Source organism: Lentzea sp. NPDC055074 (assembly GCF_053608005.1).
Map to the genome: position 1 here is coordinate 306180 of NZ_JBSGUQ010000008.1, position 19131 is coordinate 325310.

The 19131-nt window shown below is 68.8% G+C and carries 20 protein-coding genes and 2 tRNA genes; 12 read left to right on the top strand and 10 right to left on the bottom strand.

Annotation, left to right across the window (positions count from 1 at the left end):
- The first annotated feature begins 196 nt into the window (after positions 1-196).
- From ACWF7A_RS21150 to ACWF7A_RS21160, 3 genes are read left to right on the top strand one after another with little or no spacing between them, the layout of a single operon-like run.
- A complete protein-coding gene (locus ACWF7A_RS21150) occupies positions 197-1549 on the top strand; it encodes an aldehyde dehydrogenase family protein (RefSeq protein WP_452252156.1) in 1353 nt (450 codons plus the stop codon).
- A 41-nt stretch (positions 1550-1590) separates the two neighbouring features.
- Complete coding sequence (locus ACWF7A_RS21155) at positions 1591-2805, top strand: GNAT family N-acetyltransferase (protein ID WP_452252157.1); 1215 nt, start codon at positions 1591-1593, stop codon at positions 2803-2805.
- Between the two features lie 57 nt (positions 2806-2862).
- Positions 2863-3585, top strand: a complete 723-nt coding sequence (locus ACWF7A_RS21160) for a hypothetical protein (protein ID WP_452252158.1) — start codon at positions 2863-2865, stop codon at positions 3583-3585.
- A gap of 58 nt (positions 3586-3643) precedes the next feature.
- Here ACWF7A_RS21160 and ACWF7A_RS21165 read toward each other — a convergent pair whose 3' ends face one another.
- Both ACWF7A_RS21165 and ACWF7A_RS21170 read right to left on the bottom strand, forming a co-directional pair.
- A complete protein-coding gene (locus ACWF7A_RS21165) occupies positions 3644-4444 on the bottom strand; it encodes an Fpg/Nei family DNA glycosylase (RefSeq protein WP_452252159.1) in 801 nt (266 codons plus the stop codon).
- Positions 4437-4889, bottom strand: coding sequence for a ribose-5-phosphate isomerase (locus ACWF7A_RS21170; protein WP_189158354.1), 453 nt, complete (start codon positions 4887-4889; stop codon positions 4437-4439). Before ACWF7A_RS21170 ends, ACWF7A_RS21165 begins: the two co-directional genes overlap by 8 nt.
- A 27-nt stretch (positions 4890-4916) precedes the next feature.
- Between ACWF7A_RS21170 and ACWF7A_RS21175 the strand changes: the two genes are divergently transcribed.
- Both ACWF7A_RS21175 and ACWF7A_RS21180 read left to right on the top strand, forming a co-directional pair.
- Positions 4917-5597: a 2-phosphosulfolactate phosphatase gene (locus ACWF7A_RS21175; RefSeq protein ID WP_452252160.1), complete on the top strand. Its 681-nt coding sequence runs from the start codon at positions 4917-4919 to the stop codon at positions 5595-5597.
- Positions 5594-6202, top strand: coding sequence for an MBL fold metallo-hydrolase (locus ACWF7A_RS21180; RefSeq protein WP_452252161.1), 609 nt, complete (start codon positions 5594-5596; stop codon positions 6200-6202). Before ACWF7A_RS21175 ends, ACWF7A_RS21180 begins: the two co-directional genes overlap by 4 nt.
- Here ACWF7A_RS21180 and ACWF7A_RS21185 read toward each other — a convergent pair.
- From ACWF7A_RS21185 to ACWF7A_RS21195, 3 genes are all read right to left on the bottom strand, one after another.
- Positions 6183-6518 carry a histidine triad nucleotide-binding protein gene (locus tag ACWF7A_RS21185; RefSeq protein ID WP_452252162.1) on the bottom strand — a complete coding sequence of 112 codons (336 nt, stop codon included), beginning with the start codon at positions 6516-6518 and terminating at the stop codon, positions 6183-6185. The genes ACWF7A_RS21180 and ACWF7A_RS21185 overlap by 20 nt on opposite strands.
- A 186-nt stretch (positions 6519-6704) precedes the next feature.
- Complete coding sequence (locus tag ACWF7A_RS21190) at positions 6705-7040, bottom strand: VOC family protein (RefSeq protein ID WP_452252163.1); 336 nt, start codon at positions 7038-7040, stop codon at positions 6705-6707.
- Positions 7037-7336: a winged helix-turn-helix transcriptional regulator gene (locus tag ACWF7A_RS21195; protein WP_452252164.1), complete on the bottom strand. Its 300-nt coding sequence runs from the start codon at positions 7334-7336 to the stop codon at positions 7037-7039. Before ACWF7A_RS21195 ends, ACWF7A_RS21190 begins: the two co-directional genes overlap by 4 nt.
- 57 nt (positions 7337-7393) lie before the next feature.
- Between ACWF7A_RS21195 and ACWF7A_RS21200 the strand changes: the two genes are divergently transcribed.
- Positions 7394-7948 carry an NAD(P)-dependent oxidoreductase gene (locus tag ACWF7A_RS21200; protein WP_452252165.1) on the top strand — a complete coding sequence of 185 codons (555 nt, stop codon included), beginning with the start codon at positions 7394-7396 and terminating at the stop codon, positions 7946-7948.
- Positions 7949-8057: 109 nt separating this feature from the next.
- Here ACWF7A_RS21200 and ACWF7A_RS21205 read toward each other — a convergent pair.
- Positions 8058-8128: transfer RNA gene (locus ACWF7A_RS21205), tRNA-Gly, on the bottom strand.
- A 62-nt stretch (positions 8129-8190) separates the two neighbouring features.
- Here ACWF7A_RS21205 and ACWF7A_RS21210 point away from each other — a divergent pair.
- Positions 8191-8264: transfer RNA gene (locus ACWF7A_RS21210), tRNA-Pro, on the top strand.
- A 47-nt stretch (positions 8265-8311) separates the two neighbouring features.
- Here the strand turns inward: ACWF7A_RS21210 and ACWF7A_RS21215 are convergent.
- A complete protein-coding gene (locus ACWF7A_RS21215) occupies positions 8312-9070 on the bottom strand; it encodes an alpha/beta hydrolase family protein (protein WP_452252166.1) in 759 nt (252 codons plus the stop codon).
- Positions 9071-9089: 19 nt separating this feature from the next.
- Between ACWF7A_RS21215 and ACWF7A_RS21220 the strand changes: the two genes are divergently transcribed.
- Positions 9090-10874 carry a hypothetical protein gene (locus tag ACWF7A_RS21220; protein WP_452252167.1) on the top strand — a complete coding sequence of 595 codons (1785 nt, stop codon included), beginning with the start codon at positions 9090-9092 and terminating at the stop codon, positions 10872-10874.
- A gap of 9 nt (positions 10875-10883) precedes the next feature.
- Here ACWF7A_RS21220 and ACWF7A_RS21225 read toward each other — a convergent pair whose 3' ends face one another.
- Positions 10884-11822 (bottom strand): ABC transporter substrate-binding protein, encoded by a 939-nt coding sequence (locus tag ACWF7A_RS21225; RefSeq protein ID WP_452252168.1) that lies wholly within the window; start codon positions 11820-11822, stop codon positions 10884-10886.
- Between the two features lie 343 nt (positions 11823-12165).
- On the opposite strand from ACWF7A_RS21225, the gene ACWF7A_RS21230 reads away from it, so the two are divergent.
- Genes ACWF7A_RS21230 through ACWF7A_RS21240 form a run of 3 tightly spaced genes read left to right on the top strand, consistent with a single transcriptional unit; the run spans position 12166 to position 15991 of the window.
- Positions 12166-13083 carry a quaternary amine ABC transporter ATP-binding protein gene (locus ACWF7A_RS21230; protein WP_452252169.1) on the top strand — a complete coding sequence of 306 codons (918 nt, stop codon included), beginning with the start codon at positions 12166-12168 and terminating at the stop codon, positions 13081-13083.
- Position 13084: 1 nt separating this feature from the next.
- Complete coding sequence (locus ACWF7A_RS21235) at positions 13085-15025, top strand: ABC transporter permease (protein ID WP_452252170.1); 1941 nt, start codon at positions 13085-13087, stop codon at positions 15023-15025.
- Positions 15026-15037: 12 nt separating this feature from the next.
- Positions 15038-15991, top strand: a complete 954-nt coding sequence (locus ACWF7A_RS21240; RefSeq protein ID WP_452252171.1) for an ABC transporter substrate-binding protein — start codon at positions 15038-15040, stop codon at positions 15989-15991.
- Between the two features lie 70 nt (positions 15992-16061).
- Here the strand turns inward: ACWF7A_RS21240 and ACWF7A_RS21245 are convergent, their stop codons facing one another.
- Complete coding sequence (locus tag ACWF7A_RS21245; protein ID WP_176946758.1) at positions 16062-16238, bottom strand: hypothetical protein; 177 nt, start codon at positions 16236-16238, stop codon at positions 16062-16064.
- A 169-nt stretch (positions 16239-16407) separates the two neighbouring features.
- Here ACWF7A_RS21245 and ACWF7A_RS21250 point away from each other — a divergent pair, with 169 nt between their 5' ends.
- The gene (locus tag ACWF7A_RS21250) at positions 16408-17544 is read left to right on the top strand and encodes a cytochrome P450 (RefSeq protein ID WP_452252172.1); all 1137 of its coding nucleotides are present in this window, start codon (positions 16408-16410) and stop codon (positions 17542-17544) included.
- Between the two features lie 99 nt (positions 17545-17643).
- Here the strand turns inward: ACWF7A_RS21250 and ACWF7A_RS21255 are convergent, their stop codons facing one another.
- Entirely contained in the window at positions 17644-19119 is a 1476-nt protein-coding gene (locus ACWF7A_RS21255) for a PKD domain-containing protein (protein ID WP_452252173.1), read from the bottom strand.
- Between the last annotated feature and the right edge of the window lie 12 nt (positions 19120-19131).

The window sequence follows — 19131 nt, forward strand, 5'->3', positions numbered from 1 at the left end:
CCCTCGGTTACCGACCTTCGGCCCGCCAACCCACGGCCCACCAATCCATCGCCACCCGCTCTCACACCCCACCGCACCTCCAGCAGCACCTCCCGCCCCCACCAGCACCACCACCTCCTCGACGTGACCCCCGCCCCCAGATGTGACAGGCTGACCCGCTGTAAGCGAAGTGGTGTCACATCCGCTAGGAGGGCTCGTGCTCGAGGTCGTCAACCCCGCCACCGAGGAAGTGATCGGCACTCTCGCCGAGTCCACCCCGGCCGACGTGGACGCCGCCGTGGCCAAGGCGGTCGAAGCCTTCCCGGCCTGGTCGGAGACCTCGCCAGAGGAACGGGCGAAGACCGTCCGGGCGATCATCGACGGCCTGAAGGAGCAGGCGGCCGAGCTGGCCGCCACCATGACCCGCGAGATGGGCACCCCTCTCACCTTCAGTCAGAAGGTGCAGGTGGCGAACCCCATCGCCATCGCCGAGGGTGTCGCGACGGTGATCGAGGCCGGCTACTTCGAGCCCGAGGAGATCGGCAACTCGCTGATCTTCCGCGAGCCGATCGGGGTGGTCGCGGCCATCACGCCGTGGAACTTCCCGTTGCAACAGATGGTCGCGAAGGTCATTCCGGCCCTGGCCGCGGGCAACACCGTGGTGCTCAAGCCGAGCGAGCTCGCCCCGCACACCGCCGACCTGCTGGCCGGGATCGTCGCGAAGGCCACGCCCGACGGCGTGTTCCAGCTGGTGCACGGCACGGGGCCGACGGTCGGCGAGGCGCTCGCGAAGCACTCGGACGTCGACATGGTGTCGTTCACCGGGTCCACCAAGGCCGGGCGCCGGGTGTCGGCGGTGGCCGCCGAGACGGTCAAGCGGGTCGCGCTCGAGCTGGGCGGGAAGTCCGCGTGCATCGTGCTCGACGACGCCGACCTCGGGCGGGCGGTGAAGATCGCGGTCGCCAACTCGTTCATGAACAACGGGCAGGCGTGCAGCGCGTGGACTCGGCTGCTCGTCCCGCGCGAGCGGCACGACGAGGCCGTCGAGCTCGCCGCCCAGGCCGCGAAGAAGTACACCTCGGCTGATCCGGGGGAGCCGTCCACGCGAATCGGACCGGCCGTGTCCAAGGCGCAGCGCGATCGGGTCGTCGGGTACATCCGCAAGGGTGTCGAGGAGGGCGCGACGCTGGCGGCCGGTGGTCCGGACGCGCCGTTGCCGCAGGGGTTCTACGTCACGCCGACGGTGTTCGGCGGGGTGACGCCGGAGATGACGATCGCGCAGGAGGAGATCTTTGGGCCCGTGCTGTCGGTCATGCCGTACGCCGACGAGGCCGACGCGGTGCGGATCGCGAACTCCACCATCTACGGGCTCGCGGGTGCCGTGTTCTCCGCGGACACCGAGCGCGCCCTGAAGATCGCCAGGAAGCTGCGGACCGGGCAGGTCGACATCAACGGCGCCGCGTTCAACACGAGCGCGCCGTTCGGTGGCTACCGGCAGTCGGGCAACGGGCGTGAGTTCGGGAAGTTCGGGCTGGACGAGTTCTGCGAGGTCAAGTCGGTTCAGCGGTAATTGAGCTGCGAGCCTCGCCGCACCCGCGTATCACTGCGGGCATGGCTGACTCTGCGCTGAGCATCCGGACCATCGACGAATCCGACGTCCCCGACTTCCAGCGGGTGATGGCCTGGGCGTTCCTCGCCGATGTGACGGGGGAGGACAGCAAGTGGCTCAAGGTCCTCGAACGGGACCGGGCGCACGCGGTGTTCGACGGCGACGAGATGATCGGCACCGGCGGGGTCCTGACCCGCGAGATCACCGTTCCGGGTGGTCGTCAGGCCCCCGCGGGCGCGGTGACCGTGGTCGGGGTGAAGCCCGGTCATCGACGTCGTGGCGTGGCGTCGTTGCTGATGAGGACACAGCTGCACGGCATGCACGAGAGCGGTGAGCCGCTCGCGATGCTGTGGGCGTCGGAAGGCTCCATCTACCGCAGGTTCGGCTATGGCGAGTACTCGACGAGCATCGCCATGCTCACGATGCCCACGCGTATGCCGTTCCACCCCAACGTGCACGTCAGCGACACACGAATCCGTCAGGTGTCGCGAGAAGAAGCGCTGCCCGTCATGCGTGAGTTCTACGAGCAGGTGCGGTGCACACGGGTCGGCTGGCTCAGCCGAGTCGAGCACACCTGGGACGTGCAGCTCGCGGACCGAGAGGTCGACCGCGACGGCCTCAGCGGGTACCGGTACTGCCTGCATCCGGAGGGCTACGTGGTGTTCCGGGTGAAGGGGAAGGGCGATCCGGGCGGCCCGGCCAACGAACTGCACGTGCGCGAGCTGGTCTGCACGACCGAACAGGCCTACGTCGACCTCTACCGGTTCCTGCTGGACATGGACCTGGCCGCGTCGATCTCCTTCTACACCGCCTGGGACGACCCGATCCTGCACATGGTCGACAACCCGCGGAAGGTCCGCCGCGAGGCCACCGACGCGCTGTGGATCCGGATCGTCGACATCGACCGCGCGCTGCCGTTGCGCGCGTATTCGTCCGATGTGGACAGTGTGCTGGAGGTCGAGGACTCGTTCTGCCCGTGGAACTCCGGCAAGTGGCGCCTGACGGTCAAGGGCGGGGAGGCGACGGTCACGCGCACCGAGGACCCGGCGGACGTGTCGCTGGACATCGCCGCACTCGGCAGCGCTTTCCTCGGCGGCGCACGGCTTTCCGTGCTCAAGCGTGCACACCGCGTGGTCGAGCACACGCCCGGACACGTGGACGCGCTGACGATGGCGTTCCTCGGAGCACACGAGCCGCACTGCCCCGAGGTGTTCTGACGGAACTCCCGGCGGTGCTTGCTCGTTGACGGTTCACCTGGTGTGGGAGGTAAAGCCGTGGGCACCATCGTGTGGGTCGTAGTGCTGGTACTGCTGGTCGCAGGCGTGTTCTACCTGGTCAGCCAGAGCAACGCGCGCAAGGCGCGGGAACTCGACGACGCCAAGGCGGAAGCACGCCGTTGGGTCGAGCGGCTGGGTGGGCAGGTGATGAGCCTCACCGGCAGCAACACCGCGTCGACGCAGGCGATGGCGGACGCGTCCGAGCGCTTCACCGCCGCCGGGTCCCAGATGGAGCAGGCGCGGACGATTCCGCAGGCCAAACTGGTCACCGAGACCGCGATGGAGGGCCTGCACTACGTGCGTGCGGCGCGGGAGGCCATGGGCATGGACCCCGGCCCGGCGCTGCCCGAGAGCGCGGGCCAGAAGCAGGCGGGTGCCGTCAGCGAGGACCGTCAGGTCAGCGTCGAAGGCCACCAGTACGCCGCGTCGGCGCACTCCGGCCAGGGCACGCCCTACTACTACCCCGGTGGCATGGTCGCCGGACGTCCGGTACCGCGTGGCTGGTACTCCGAGCCGTGGTGGAAGCCCGCGCTCGTGGCCGGCGCTTGGGGCGTGGGCACGTTCCTGCTGATGGACGCCATGTTCTCCGGTATGCACGGTGTCGGCGACTACGGCATGGGCGACGTCGGCATGGGGGACATGGGCGGCGTCTCCGACGTGGCCGACATCCCCGACACCGGTGGCTTCGACTTCGGCGACATGGGCGGGTTCGACTTCTAAGTGCTCATCAACTGAGCACTTTCCAGCCGCACCCCAAAAGCCCCCGACCTAAAAAAACTCAGGGCTGACAGACAGGGCACCAGAAGAGGTTGCGGGCCGCCAAAGAGGTGGTCAGGACCTCGGTGCCGCAGACCAGGCACGGCTCCCCGGCACGGCGGTAGACGTACACCTCACCGCCGTGCCGATCCACGCGTGGCGCGCGGCCCATGGCACGGGGCATGTGCTCGGTGCGGACGGTGTTGATCTGGCCGACCTTCACGCCGTCCTTCATGAGCACGACGAGGTCCGCCCAGATCGCGTCCCACAGCTCGCGGCTGACCTTGTTGCCGACCAGCAGCGGGTTCACGTTGTGCCGGAACAGCACCTCGGCGCGGTAGACGTTGCCGACGCCCGCGAGGACGCTCTGGTCCATCAACAGCACCGCCAGCGACTGCTTCGACCGGATGATCCGCTCGTAGGCGCGGTCCGAGTCGGCGTCGCGGCGCAACGGGTCGGGCCCGAGCCGCTCCTGGATCGCCTTGACCTCGGCCTTGTTCAGCACCTCGCACGCGGTCGGGCCGCGCAGGTCGGTCCAGTGCGTCTCGCCGACCATCCGCATGCGGACCTGGCCGACGGGCAGCAGGACCGGCAACGGCGACTCGGTGAACGTGCCGTACAGCCCGAGGTGGACGTGCACGATCGCGTCGGGGCCGTAGACGTGGAACAGGTGCTTGCCGTGCGCCTCGGCGCGCACCAGCTTCCGTCCGTCCACAAGGGACGCCGAGAAGCGTCCCTGCGGACTGGTGACGGACACGGGCTTGCCCGCGTACCGGCGCTGGTGCAGCCGCGCGAGGCGGTGCAGCGTGTGGCCCTCAGGCACGCTTGTCTTCGTACGCGCTGACCTGGTCGATGCGGCGCTGGTGGCGCGGCTCGCCCGAGAACGGCGTCTTGAGGAACGCGGACACGATCTCGGTCGCCTCCTCGGCCGTGTGCTGACGCGCACCGATGCCGACGAGCAGGGCGTCGTTGTGCTGACGCGCGAGCTGCGCGGTGTCGACGTTCCACGCCAACGCGGCGCGGGCGCCCTTCACCTTGTTCGCGGCGATCTGCTCGCCGTTGCCCGAGCCGCCGATCACGACACCCAGACTGCCGGGGTCGGCCACGACCTTCTCGGCGGCGTCGACGCAGAACGACACGTAGTCGTCCTGGGCGTCGTACTCGTGGGCGCCGACGTCGACGACCTCGTAGCCCTGCTCGGTGAGAGCGGTGGACAGGTGGGACTTCAGTTCGAAGCCAGCGTGGTCTGCTGCCAGATAAACGCGCACGTCAAGGAGTCTGACACGCTGGTGGGTGTGTTCAGCCAGGAGGGGTACCAGCTGAGGCTGGAGTGGGGGCCCGAGGGCGTCGGCGCTCTGCGGGACTGCGACGTGCTGATCGTCGTCGACGTGCTGTCGTTCACGACGTCCGTCGACCTGGTGGTCGGCAACGGCGGCCAGGTGCGGCCGTCGCTGTGGAAGCCCGCCTCGGGGAAGACGCTGCGACCAGCGTCACTCGTCGAGGCCGCCGGGCTGGTCGAGCTGCCGTCTCCGAACGGGTCGAACCTGTGCTCGCTCGCCGGGGAGACGGGCGCCCACGTGCTCGCGGCGTGCCTGCGCAACGCGACAGCGGTGGCCAAGAGGGCGCAGGAGCTGGGAAAGACGATCGGCGTCGTTCCCGGCGGCGAGCGGTGGGGTCTCGACATCCTCAAGTCCGGCCCTCGGGAGTTCGGGCCGCTGAGGCCGTGCGTCGAGGACTACCTGGGTGCGGGCGCGGTGCTGGCCGCTCTGCAGGGCACGGCGTCGCCGGAGGCTCGGATGGCGGCCACCGCGTTCCGCACCACCGACGTCCCGGCCGCCGTGCGGGGCTGCGGGTCGGGCCGCGAGCTGATCGAGAACGGTCACCGGGCGGACGTCGACCTCGCGGTCCAGATCAACGTCAGCGACGCCGTCCCGGTGCTGGTCGACGGGGTGCTGGTGGACGGGGTGCCGCGGTGATCGAGATCGCACCCGGCGTGTTCGTCCGCCGCCACACCGAGCTGGACCTGACGCTCGGCCTCGTCACCGGCTCGGGCGACTCGCTGCTCGTCGACTCCGGCATGGACCCGGCGCTCGCGCGCGAGGTCCGCCCGTCGCGGATCGTCTTGACGCACAACCACTTCGACCACGTGCTGGCCACCGACGCGTTCCTGCCGTGCGAGGTGTGGGCGCACGAGGGGTGCGTGGTCGACGAGTCACTGCTCGAAGACCGCGCGAAGTACTACGACGACCCGTTCGAGGGCAGGCTCGTCGCGCCCACGCACACGTTCCGCGACACCGTCACTCTCGACGTCGGGGGCAGGCGGGTCGACCTGCACCACTTCGGTCCGGCGCACACCTCCCACGACGTGGTCGTGCACGTGCCCGACGCCGGCGTCGTGTTCGCTGGCGACCTGGTGGAACAGGGTGCACCGGCCCAGGCGGGACCGGACGCGACGCCGTCGAACTGGCGCCACGTCCTCGACCTGCTGCTGGAGCTCGACCCGCGGATCGTCGTGCCGGGCCACGGGGACCCGGTCGACGCCCGGTTCGTGCGGGAGATGGTCATCCCGGAGGCCAGGTGAGGCCGCGTCCGCCGAGGACGTGGCAGTGCACGTGGAAGACGGTCTGGCCGCCGTCCCGGCCGGTGTTGAAGACGAGGCGGTAGCCGGAGGCGTCGACGCCCTCGGCCTTCGCGACCTGGTGCGCGGTGGCGAGGATCTGCCCCGCGAGCACCGGGTCGACGTCGCCGATCGCCGTGTGGTGCTCCTTGGGGATCACCAGGACGTGCGTGGGCGCCTTGGGGTCGATGTCGCGGAACGCGAGCGTCGTCTCGGTCTCCGTCACGACGGTCGCCGGGATCTCGCCCGCGACGATGCGGCAGAACAGGCAGTCGGTCACAACGGCATCGTATTGGTCCCGATGGACTCTGTTGTTCTTCCCCGGCACCGATGAATCATGGCGGGGTGAAGGGCACCAAGCTGCTGGTCGTCCTGCGGTGCCTCATCAGCTTCGCGATCGGCGTGCTGCTCCTGGTCCTCGCGATCCGCTTCGGTGAGGCGCTCTGGCGCGCGGTCCAGTAGTTCCTCAGCGGACGAAGCAGAACTCGTTGCCCTCGGGGTCGCGCATGACCTGGAAGCTCCCCTTCTCGTCGGTGTGCACGACACCGTCGCGGGAGGCCCCGAGGCTCACGGCCTTCACGACCGCCGCCTCGATGTCGTCGACCTCGAAGTCGAGGTGGAACCGGTTCTTCACGTCCTTGCGCTCCGGCACCGGCTGGAACGACATCCGCACGCCACCGGGAGGCTCGACGTGCGCCCACCCGAGCTCGCGGTTCACCGGCTCACCGCCGAGAAGCTCGGCCCAGAACCGGACGAGCTTCGCCGGGTCGTTGCTGTCGATGACGATCTGTTCGAGCCTCACGTCTCCACCAGGTTCTCTCGGGCCCAGTCACAACACAGGTCGAGCAGTCCGAGCACCTTGCGCCCCCGAGCCGTCAGCTCGTACTCGACCCGAGGCGGGTTTTCCTCGAACGCCTCGCGCGAAACCGTGCCGTCGCGCTCCATCGCCCGCAACGTCTCGGCGAGCACCTTGGGCGTCACCCAGGGCATCCCGGCCCGCAGCTCACCGAACCGCAGGCGCCCACCTTGCAGCCCCCGCAACACGTGCGCGGTCCACTTGTCACCGATCTGGTACGGCAGGTCGTGCGTGCATCGCACCTGCTCACCCCCGATATCGTTGCGGAAACCGGCTGCCCGCACCCTACCTTCGCGCTCATGGCGAAGATCGTTGTTTTCGGTGCGTCCGGCAGGGCAGGACAGCGGATTGCGGCCGTCGCGGAGTCCCGCGGCCACGAGGTCACGAGGATCGGCCGCGACCCCGGCGTGCAGGCCGCGGCGGAGGTGGCGGCGGGCCACGACGTCGCGGTGAGCACGGTGGTCGACCTCTCCCGGGACCCGGCCGAGTTCTACGCGATGGCGGCCCGAGCCCTCGTCGCCTCCGGCGCCGGCCGGATCATCGTGGTCGGCATCTACCCGCTCCTGGAGACCGCGCCGGGCGTCCGCTTCCTCGACGCCCCGGACTTCCCGGCCGAGCACAGGCCGTTCTGCCTGGGACACGCCGCCGGCGTCGAGGTGCTGGCCGCCTCCGACGCCGACTGGCTGGTGATGAGCCCGGCGGGCGACTTCGGCGGCACGTCCACGGGCCGGTACCGGGTGAGCGGGGCCGATCCGGCCGACGACCTGACGTACGAGGACTTCGCAGTGGCCGTGGTGGACGAGATCGACCGCCCGGCCCACCGTCACACGCAGATCGGCATCGCCTCGGCGTGACCTGAGGTGACCCACCCCACACGGGGGTTCTGGGAGCTCGGCCCCACTGAAAAGACGAAAGGCCGACCCGGTCTGCGTTCTCCGCAGACACGGGTCGACCTCGGTCGAGAGCGGGCGACGGGAATCGAACCCGCGTAGCTAGTTTGGAAGACTAGGGCTCTACCATTGAGCTACGCCCGCGTTGCCGCCCTTTGCGGGGCTGCAGTCAATACCTTAGCGGGTGGCGGTAAGCTGGTTGCAACCGGGGCGTGGCGCAGTTTGGTAGCGCACCCGCTTTGGGAGCGGGGGGTCGCAGGTTCAAATCCTGTCGCCCCGACGGTGGACGAAAGCCCTCGACGAAGCACGTGGTCGAGGGCTTTCGGCTTACCTGAGGTAGCGGCCCGCCCACGCCGCCAGCACCTCCGCCACGTACGCGGCGTCCGCGCGGTCGGTCAGCAGGTGGTCGGCGCCGTCCAGCGACACGAACGACTTGGGGTGCCGCGCCGAGTCGAAGACGAGTCTCGCGTTGTCGATGCCCACGGTGTCGTCCTGCGGCGAGTGCATGACGAGCAGGGCGCGGCCGAGGTCCGCGATGCACGCGGTCTGGTTCTGCTCGTTGATGTCGCGCAGGAAGCCGTCGCTGATCCGGAACGGGCGGCCTGCCAGCAGCACCTCGGCCACGCCGTGGGCCTCGATCTTCTCCTTCGCCGGGCCGAGCAGGTGTTCGACGTGGGAGGTGTCGAACGGGGCCCCGATCGTGACGACGGCCCTGACCTCGGGGATCTGGTGTGCGGCGGCGAGCACGGCGGCGCCGCCCAGGGAGTGTCCGATGAGGACGCTCGGGGCGCCGATGGTGTCGCGGAGGTGGTTCGCGGCGCAGACCAGGTCGTCGACGTTGGACGTGAAGGTCGTGTTGGCGAAGTCGCCGTCGGACTGGCCGAGACCGGTGAAGTCGAACCGGAGCACCGCCACTCCTCGTTCGGCCAGGCGGCGGGAGATGCGGCTGGCGGCCACCGAGTCCTTGCCGCAGGTGAAGCAGTGCGCGAAGACGGCGGTGGCGGTGACGTCGCCTGCGGGCAGTTCGAGGCGGCCTGCCAGGGCTTGGCCGTCGATGCCCGCGAAGACCGCTTTCCGGTTGTCCATGACCTCTATGGTGCGTCACGTGCGCTATCAGTACCTCGACGACCGGCTGCGGCAGGCGTTCGACGACGCCGGGCTCGGCCGGGGGCAGCGGGCGTTGCTGCAGGGGGTGCTGCGGGCGCTCGACCCCGACGCGCACCTCGGGGAACACGTCGCGGGGCTCAACAGCGCCGTTCTCGCCGTGACGCGTGCTCAGACCGCGTTGGAGAGTCACGCGGCGGAGGACCAGCCGCGGTGGAACCTGTTGCGGCGCATCATCGCCACCTCGCTCGCGTGCATGGACGCGGCCAAGCCCGCCTACGCGCACGGTGGTGGGGTGGAGCTCGCCAAGGCGCGCCGGGTGCTGGTGAAGGTCGACGCGGCCATCGCGGCCGACGGCCAGAAGGTCGATCCGCAGGTGACGGCGGCGGCCGCGGCGAAGCTCGACCCGCGGGCGTTGCGCAAGGCCGTGCAGAAGTGGATCACTCCACTGTGGGACGGAGTGGAACTTCCCCTGCGCGCCAGGATGATCGGCGAGGTCGCGGTCGTCGTGGCGATGCACGGGCGGGACGGCAGGCAGCTGCGCACGGACCTGCTGCGGTGGCTCAAGAAGCCCGGCGATCTCGGAGACGTGCTGTGGCCGAGGGAGCGCAAGCACGTCGTCGCGCTCGTGGTCAGGGGTGCGCGGGTGCTCCGGCACCTGGACGGGTTGCTGCCTGGCGCGCGGCAGGAGCCGTTGCACCGCAACAGGTTGCCGAAGGACGACTTCCTCAAGGACGCCGTCACCGGGTCGTCGGTGCTGGTGCGCGTGCCGGTGGTCGCGGCGGACGTGCACACGGCCGCGCTCCGGGGGCGGCGGATCCTCAGCGAGGTGCTCGACCAGTACGCGGCGGGGGAGCGGCTCACCGAGCTGCACATCGCGCCGGTCTGGCAGGTCAGCGAGCCGGGCGGACGGGTCACGCGCGGCACCGAGCACCAGCGCACGGTCGGCAACGCCTACCCGCTCACCGCCTACTGGCCGGCCGAGCTGCGCAGTGCGATGCGGGTGGCGAACCTGGCGCGGCAGGTCGACGCGCCGATGGCCAGCGCCGGGCTCGCGTGGAGTGCGCTGGAGGCGACGGGGCTCGACCCGAGCAAGATCGCGTGGCTGGCCAAGGCGTGTGCGCTGCAGATGCTGCGGCAGCACCTCGTCAGCCTGCACGTCGTGCTCACCACCCACGACACCGAACTGCGCAAACCGCTCGACGCGCACGTGCCGACCACGGGGGTGAAGCACCACCTGAAGTCCGTGGACGCGTGGCTCGAGGTGCTCGTCGAGCACAACCGGCCGAGCGGGCCGGTGGACGCTGCCCAGAAGTCCATCACCGCGCTCGCCGAGAGCGAGGGCGGGCTCGTGCAGGACCTCACCGAACTGTGGCGCGCGCGGCTCGCGGACTCGAAGGTGCTGGCGGGCTGGCTGCGTGAGCAGGAGGACACCGCCGCCGCGCTGCTGGAGTGGCTCTACGTGACGAGGAACCTGGCGTTCCACGCGGGACGGTTCGCCTCGCCCGCCGACACGCTGACCGCGCACGCCGGGCAGGCCGTCGCCGACCTGACGCTCGAGTTCCTCGGCAACTGGCGCACGGTGGAGCGACGAGGCCAGGCAGGACAGCAGAGCCGGCAGGAGACCTCCGCCGTGGAGATCTACCGCCGGCTCGCGCAACGAGAGGATCAGCTGGTGGCCCGGCTCAAGCGGTCGGGGTCCGTCCGCAGGCTGAGCGTCGAGGACATCTCCGGCCCCGACGAGAAGTGGTGGTCGCGCGGCAGGGCTCGAGGGGCGACAAGTTGAGGACGGAAGTTACGGCTTGGCCTTCGTCAGCCAGTCCTCGACGCGGTCCGGGTTCGCCTCGACCCACCGCTTCGCCGCCTCGTCGGGCGACATCTTGTACTTGGCGATGAACGACGCGACCGTGTCCTGCTCGTCGTTGCTCCACTGGAAGTTCTGCACGAGCCTGACCGCGGGGCCGCCCTTGTCGACGAACTTCTTCGAGGCGATCTTGTCGAGCTCGTAGCGCGGGTAGTCGCAGGCGACCTTGGCCGCGTCCGCGTCACAGCCCGCCGTGTACTCGGGCAGGTCGATCTTGACCAGCTCGATGTCGAGGTGCAGCCACTGCGGCTCGAAGAAGTAGCCGATGAGCGGCGTCTTCTTCTCCTGCGCCTGGCGGAAGGCCTTGATGCTGGCCTCTTCGCTGCCCGCGTAGACGACCTTGTAGTCGAGGTTCAGGTTCTTGACCAGAGCCTCGTCGTTGGTGACGAACGACGGGTCGCCGTCGAGCACCTGGCCCTTGCCGTCGGACTGCGGGGTCTTGAACTTCTCGGCGTACTTGTTGAGGTTCTGCCAGTTCGTGATGTCCGGGAACTCTTTTTTCATCCACGGTGGCACGTACCAGCCGATCACGCCCTTGTTGCCGGACGGGCCGACGCGCACGGCGGTGTGCTTCTCGTCGATGTACTTCTGCTTCAGGTCCTCGTGACCCCAGTTCTCCAGGATCACGTCGATCTCGCCGGAGTCGAGGCCCTGCCAGGCGGTCTGCTCGTCGACTTCCTTCTTCGTCACCTTGCAGCCGAGCCGCTTCTCGGCGAGATAGGCGACGACCGCCGCGTTCGCCTGGTAACCGACCCAGGGATTGACCGCGATGGTGATGGAGTCGCAGGGCTCGGTCGGTGCTGCCGAACTGGAGCGCGGTGATGCCGTTGATCCACCGCCGCATCCGGCAATTGTCAACACGAACGTCATTGCCAGAGCGATTCTGGGGGCTTGCACGAACAGCTCCTCGTTGAAGGGGGAGAGCGGTGCAGAAGACCGGTCCGTTCAGCTTTTCCTCATCGATCAGACTGCGTCAAGTCATGGGATGATTGGTTGTCCACAGAGGATCAGATCTGTATCGACCCTTGACCGTACTCGTGCAAAGGTCGATGCTGTCGCGCATCGAGAAACGGTGTGCGCAGTCCGCAACAGGTCGGAGTGGTTTGGCGTGGATCCCGTGATTTCGGTCAGGGACCTGTGGAAGGTGTTTGGCCCCAACGCATCTCAACTGGTGGCCTCGGACGAGCTCAAAGCCTTGTCACGGCAGGAGTTGATGGACCGCACCGGCTCCGTCGCCGCCGTGCGGGGAGTCGACTTCGACGTCGCTCCCGGCGAGATGTTCGTGGTGATGGGACTGTCCGGATCAGGTAAGTCCACACTGGTCCGCTGTCTCACGAGGCTCGTGGAACCTACTGCTGGAACGATTGTGTTCGAAGGCGAGAACATTCTCGAGGCGGACGCGAAGCGCCTGCGCGACCTGCGCAGGAACAAATTTTCCATGGTGTTCCAGCACTTCGGTCTTCTCCCACATCGGACGGTGGCCGACAACGTCGGTTACGGCCTGGAAATCCGCGGGGTACCGCGGGCGAAACGTGGAGAGCGGTCGCAGGAGGTGATCGACCTCGTCGGGCTTTCGGGTAACGAGAAGTCCTATCCGGACCAGCTCTCCGGCGGCATGCAGCAACGTGTCGGTCTCGCGCGCGCACTCGCGGGCGATCCGGACGTGCTGTTCTTCGACGAGCCTTTCTCCGCGCTCGACCCGTTGATCCGGCGCGACATGCAGTCCGAGGTGATCAGGCTGCACCGCGAGGTCGGCAAGACGATGGTGTTCATCACCCACGACCTCAGCGAGGCGCTCAAGCTGGGCGACCGCATCCTGATCATGCGCGACGGCAAGGTCGTGCAGGTCGGTACCGGTGACGAGCTGGTCGGCGCCCCCGCGGACGACTACGTGCGCGACTTCGTGAGGGACGTACCGAAGTCGCACGTGCTCACCCTGAAGTGGATCATGCGCCCGCCACGGCCGGACGACGAGCTCGACGGACCCGAGCTGTCGCCGGAGACCGTGGTGCGGGAGGCCGTCCGCAGCGTGCTGAGCGCCGACAAGCCGGTGAAGGTCGTGCGGGACGGCGAACTGCTCGGCGTGGTCGCGGACGAGGAGATCCTCGGGGTCGTGGCCGGGGAGGCGTGACATGGTCGCCGTCGCCGCCCCTCGGCAGGCCCCTCGTGTGTTCCAGCACAAGAAGCCGCTGATCTTCGCCGGCATCTTCGTCGCCTGGCTGGTGCTGTGGCTGGTGTTCCGCAACGTCGGGACGCTCTCGCTCGGCGCCGCCGACCTCACGCCGTTGCACCGCTGGATCAACAGCGTCAACGACGCGGTCGGCGCGTCCAGGAACTCGAACCCCGTCTTCCTGTACTTCTTCAACGAGATCCGGCTCGTCATCGACGAGTTCGTGACGTTCATCCAGGCCCTGATCGCGCAGCCGTCTTTCGGCCGGCCCGTGCCGGTGATCGGCTGGCTCGGCGTGGTCGCGATCGCGGGCTTCGTCAGCCTCGCGGTCGCCGGGTGGCGCATCGCGCTGCTCGCCGTCGCGGGCTTCGTGTTCCTCGGCCTGCAGGGGTTGTGGCAGGAGAGCATGGACACGCTCTCGCTGACGCTCGCCGCCGTCGTGATCTCCTTGCTCTTCGGCATTCCGCTGGGAATCTGGGCGGGACTGTCCGATCGGGCCAACCGGGTCCTGACGCCGGTGCTCGACTTCATGCAGACGATGCCGACGTTCGTCTACCTGGCGCCGCTGACGCTGTTCTTTCTGATCGGTCCGGCGAGCGCGACGATCGCGACGCTGATCTACGCCGCCCCGCCGGCGATCCGGATCACCGCGCACGCCATCCGCTCGGTGCCGCGCGCCACCGTCGAGGCCAGCGAGTCCCTCGGGGCCACGCGGAACCAGACGCTGGTGAAGGTGCTGCTGCCGTCCGCGCGCAAGACCATCGTGCTCGGCGTCAATCAGACGATCATGGCCGCGCTGGCGATGGTCACGATCGCCGCGCTGATCGACGCGCCCGGCCTGGGCAAGACCGTCGTGAAGGCGTTGCAGACCCTCGACGTCGGCACGGCGTTCAACGCGGGCCTCGCGATCGTGGTGCTGGCCATCGTGCTGGACCGCGTGACCACCGCCGCCGCGGGCGAACGCCGCAAGCTCCCGCGTTGGGCGTTGTACGGCGGTGCCGGTGTCACGGCCGTCTGCGTCTACCTCTCCTACACCTACCTGTGGGCGGCGGAGTTCCAGTCGGACGTCGAGATCGGCAGCTCGATCAACAAGGGCGCCACCGCCGTGACGGAGTGGGCGCAGGACTCGCTTCCGGTGCTCACCAACGGGTTCAAGGACTTCGTCACGGTCGCGCTGATCAACCCGCTGCAGGCGCTGCTGGCCGAGTCGCCGTGGTTCCTGGTGGCGCTGGTGATCGTGGCGCTGTCGTTCCTGATCGGCGGCGTCCGGTCCGCGATCGTCTCCGCCGTGTGCGTCGCCCTGCTGATCGCGACCGGCCTCTGGCAGGACTCGATGATCACGCTGGCGTCCACGCTGGTCGCCACGATCCTGGTGATGCTGCTGGGGATCGTCGTCGGTGTGTGGATGGGACGGAGCAGGCGGGCCGACCGGTTCATCCGGCCGATCCTCGACGCCGCACAGGTCATGCCGGCGTTCGTCTACCTCGTGCCGTTCCTGGCGTTGTTCTCCGCGTCGCGCTTCACCGCGATCATCGCCGCGGTGGTGTTCGCGGCGCCGGTCGCCATCAAGATCATCGCGGACGGCATCCGCGCGGTGTCGCCCGCGACCGTCGAGGCGTCCACGGCGCTGGGGTCGAGCTCGTGGCAGACGATCGTGAAGGTGCAGCTGCCCATGGCGCGCGGCGCGCTGACCCTCGCCGCCAACCAAGGACTGATCTACGTGCTCTCGATGGTCGTCGTCGGCGGTCTCGTCGGCGCCGGCGCGCTCGGATACGACGTGGTGGCCGGGTTCTCGCAGGGCCAGTTGTACGGCAAGGGGCTCGCGGCCGGACTCGCGATCGTCGTGCTGGGCGTGATGCTCGACCGCCTCACCCAGGCGGCCGCCAAGCGGTGGACCAACTAGGAGGTCTGGAAAGTGGCAAGGCACAGCGTGCTGGGAGCGGTGCTCGTCGGAGCACTCGCTTTGGCTGGTTGCGGTGGCGCCAAGGTCGGTGACACCTCCTCGGGTGCGACCGGTGACTGCGGCACGTTCAACCTCGCGATCAACCCGTGGGTCGGTTACGAGGCGAACGCGGCCGTGCTCGCGTACGTGGCCGAGAAGGAGCTCAAGTGCAAGGTCACCAAGAAGGAGCTCAAGGAAGAGGTGGCCTGGCAGGGCTTCGGCACCGGTGAGGTCGACGCCGTGGTCGAGAACTGGGGCCACGACGACCTGCGCAAGAAGTACATCGACGAGCAGAAGACCGCCGTCAGCGCGGGTTCCACGGGCGTGAAGGGCCAGATCGGCTGGTACGTGCCGCCGTGGCTCGCCAAGGAGCACCCCGACATCCTCGACTGGAACAACCTCAACAAGTACGCCGACAAGTTCAAGACCTCCGAGTCCGGTGACAAGGGCCAGCTGCTCGACGGCGACCCGTCGTTCGTGACCAACGACGAGGCTCTGGTGAAGAACCTGAACCTCAACTACAAGGTCGTCTACGGCGGCAGCGAGACCGCGCTGATCCAGGCCTTCCGCCAGGCGGAGAAGGACAAGAAGTGGGTCATCGGCTACTTCTACTCGCCGCAGTGGCTGCTCAACGAGATCAAGCTGGAGAAGGTGAAGCTCCCCGCGTACACGCCGGGGTGTGACGCCGACGCCGAGAAGATCGCCTGCGACTACCCGGACTACGACCTCGACAAGCTCGTGTCGAAGAAGTTCGCGGACGCCAACGGTCCGGCCTTCCAGCTGGTCAAGAACTTCAAGTGGACCAACGAGGACCAGAACACCGTGGCGAAGTACATCGCCGAGGACAAGATGAAGCCCGAGGACGCCGCCAAGAAGTGGGCCGAGGCCAACGCCGACAAGGTCAAGGCCTGGCTGCCCAAGGCTTAGCGGACACGAGGCCGTAGGGGGTGTGGTTCCTGGACGAGAGGAACCGCACCCCCTACGACCACCCCCGGCATCACGCAGCCTGTGGCCCGGCGGGAACCTCAGGCTCGTGCCGATGCGTCATCCGGTGCCACCACGACCGCGGCTTCCCGCCGTTGCGGTAGTACTCCTGGACGCGGCGGGCGTCCTCCCGCAGGGCCTCCTGCCGGTAGTCCATCTCCGCCTTGATCGCCTCGGGCGTCCATTCCATCCGACTCACTCCTCAGTTCGTCTTCCTGATGACGATGAGACTGCTCCTGAGGGGTGTGCTCCTACATCGGACGATCACCTAAGGTCGCCCCGCGAGACCCCTTACGCAGCACTCCGGTAGCTGGATCAGCGGATCCCCGCGGGCGGTGTAAGGGGCCACGATCGAGGGCATGACTGTCGCCCACTTACCCACCCGACCTGCGAAGTTCTTCGATCCCACCACCGAGGTGCACTTCGACGAGCAGCTCGGCACCTGGCACGTGTTCGGCCTCGCCGACGTGCAGAGAGTGCTGTCCGACGAGGAGCACTTCTCCGCGGGCTACGGGCTGACCGACGAGACGCGCCCGCTCGCCAACGCCATGCTGAGCGGCATGTGGGCCGCGGACGGGCAACGCCACCGCGACCTGAGGGCCGCCGTCGCCGACCCGTTCAGCCCGCGCGTGATGGCGCGGCTCGAGGAGCGGATCCGCGCGATCTCCGTCGAGCTGGTCGACGACCTCGACCCGGCGGGCTTCGACGTCGTCGCGCGCATCGCCCGGCCGTTGCCCACGCGGGTGATCTGCCACCTGCTCGGCCTCGACCTCAGCGCCGAGACGCTCATGACCGCGTGGCTGGAGGAGTGGTACAAGGCCTCGGTCACGACGAACACGCTGCCGTCGCAGTCCGAGATGGCGCAGTTCTTCGCCGACGAGGTCGACCGCCAACGGACCGAGCCGAAGGGCGGCCTGATCGCCGAGCTGATCGCGGCCCAGGACCGCGGCTACCTCGTCGACGGGCGGCCCCTGACCGACTGGGACCTCGTCGGGTACTGCGCGATGCTGCTCGGCGCCGGGGTCGACACGGTCTACGCGAGCATCCCGAACGCGGTGCTGTTCCTGACCGAGTTCGGCTGCTGGAAGGAGCTGCGCGCCGACCCTTCGCTGATCCCGGGCGCCGTCGAGGAGACCATGCGCTGGTACCCGGTGTTCCCCGGACCCCGCCGGCTCGTGCTGCGCGACGTCGAGATCGGTGGGCGGACGATCGAGGCGGGCCAGTGGGTCACCGGGTGGCTCAGCGCGGCCAACCGGGACCCGTCGCGCTACGCGGACCCCGAGGTGTTCGACATCCGCCGCAGAACGCGGATCATGACGTTCGGGCACGGGCCGCACCACTGCCTCGGCGCGGGCCTCGCACGACTGGAGCAGCGGGTGCTGCTGGAAGAGATGGTGCGCCGGCTTCCGTTGCTGCGCAGGGAGACCGGCGCACCGCTCGTGCGGCGGGAGTGGATGCTCGACAACCTCGAGACAGCCACCTTCCGCTTCGACTAGAGGTGTGGCCCGGAACGTTGCGGGCGGCTTCGCGGTCAGACGCGCCGCGAGGTGCCCTGCTGAGCGTGAGTCGCCCAGCCGGCGTTCTGGGCCACCCCGCTAGTTCGCCACGGCGTTCGTCCCGGCCGCCTTGCGCACGCTGGTCGTCGTGGCGAGCGCCTTGTTGTCCTCGGGCCTGGCGTCCGAACCCCAGTCGCGGTCGGGCAGGGTGGCCTCCACCCGGAACTCCACCGTGCCCTTCGCGGCGTCCGCGGCCGAGTAGGTGTAGGCGAACGGGAACGTGGTCGTGCCGGACGCCGACGCCGCGACCCACTGCGTGGTGTGGCCGATCTCCAGGTCGTAGCCGCCACCGGCGGCACCGACCTTGTAGAGCGTCACTCGGACGTTCTCGTCGTGCCGGGTGTTGGCGACGGTCACCTTGACCGGCTTGGTCTGGCCCGCCCGCGCCGACGCCGGGACGGAGAACGAGGTGACTGCGACGTCGTGCGTGTCGACCTTCAGCACCTCCGAACCGGTGCCGGTGCGGCCGTCCTTCGTCGCGCCGGTCACCGTGATCGTGTAGTCGCCGTCGGCCGCGTACCGGTGCTTGATCGTCTGACCCGGCACGATCGGCGCCGAGCCACCGTCACCGAACGACACCGTGCCGCTGACGAACGGCCGCTGGTCACCGGTGTAGGGCGCGAAGGTCACGTCGGTGAAGACCGTGGGGTTGTTGGGGTACGGGTTGACGAACGGGCTCAGCGGTTCGGCCTCGGTCAACTCCACGAAGAACGGTCCCGCGTACTCCGTCGAGTCCGCCACCCGGATCAGGTACGACTCACCGGGCGTCGCCGAGAACACGTTGTGCTGGTAGTTGCTTTCGCCGGACCACTCGCAGTCCACTTCGGACAGGTCGGAGGCGCGGTACACGCTCACCGCCGTCCGGTCGGACAGCACCTGCACGAACTTCTGCTGGGCCGGCGTGTATCGGTACCAGACCGACTGCGTCGCACCGGCGTCACAGCTCGCCACCGGCTCGCCCGGTTCCGCCGACGCCCGCCGCAGATCGCCCTCGTAGCGCTGGGAGAGCTGCACGGGCTCCGCCGACGCGCGGTCGTCGTTCGGTGAAGCGGTGACGGGAGTGATGGACACGTTGACCGGTCCGGCGTACCACGAGTAGTACTCGACGAGCATGACGTGGTACGTCACGCCCGCCTGGACGCGGAACGTGTCGTCGTGCGGGCTGTTCGAGTCACAGGCACCCGGCACCGGCGTGAGCGCACCGCGTTCTCCGGTGAACACGCCGAAGAACGGTCCGAACCGCTCGGACTCGGTCTTCAGCCGGACGAGGCCGTCGGCGGGAGCGGTGTAGCGCAGCCAGACCGAGCTCTCGCCCCAGTGGTTGCAGGCGTTGGGGTCGTCGGTCGCCTTGGTGGCACCGGTGGTGTCGAGCGTCTGCTGGAACGGCAGCGCGGTGACGTCGGCCGCGGTGTCGAAGTCGTCGCCGGCCGCGGCGGCCAGCGCCACCGCGGGCGCGCACGTCGCGAGCACGGCCGCGGCGAACGCGGACGCGAGAACTCTCTTGGACAGTCTCATGATCTCCCCCGG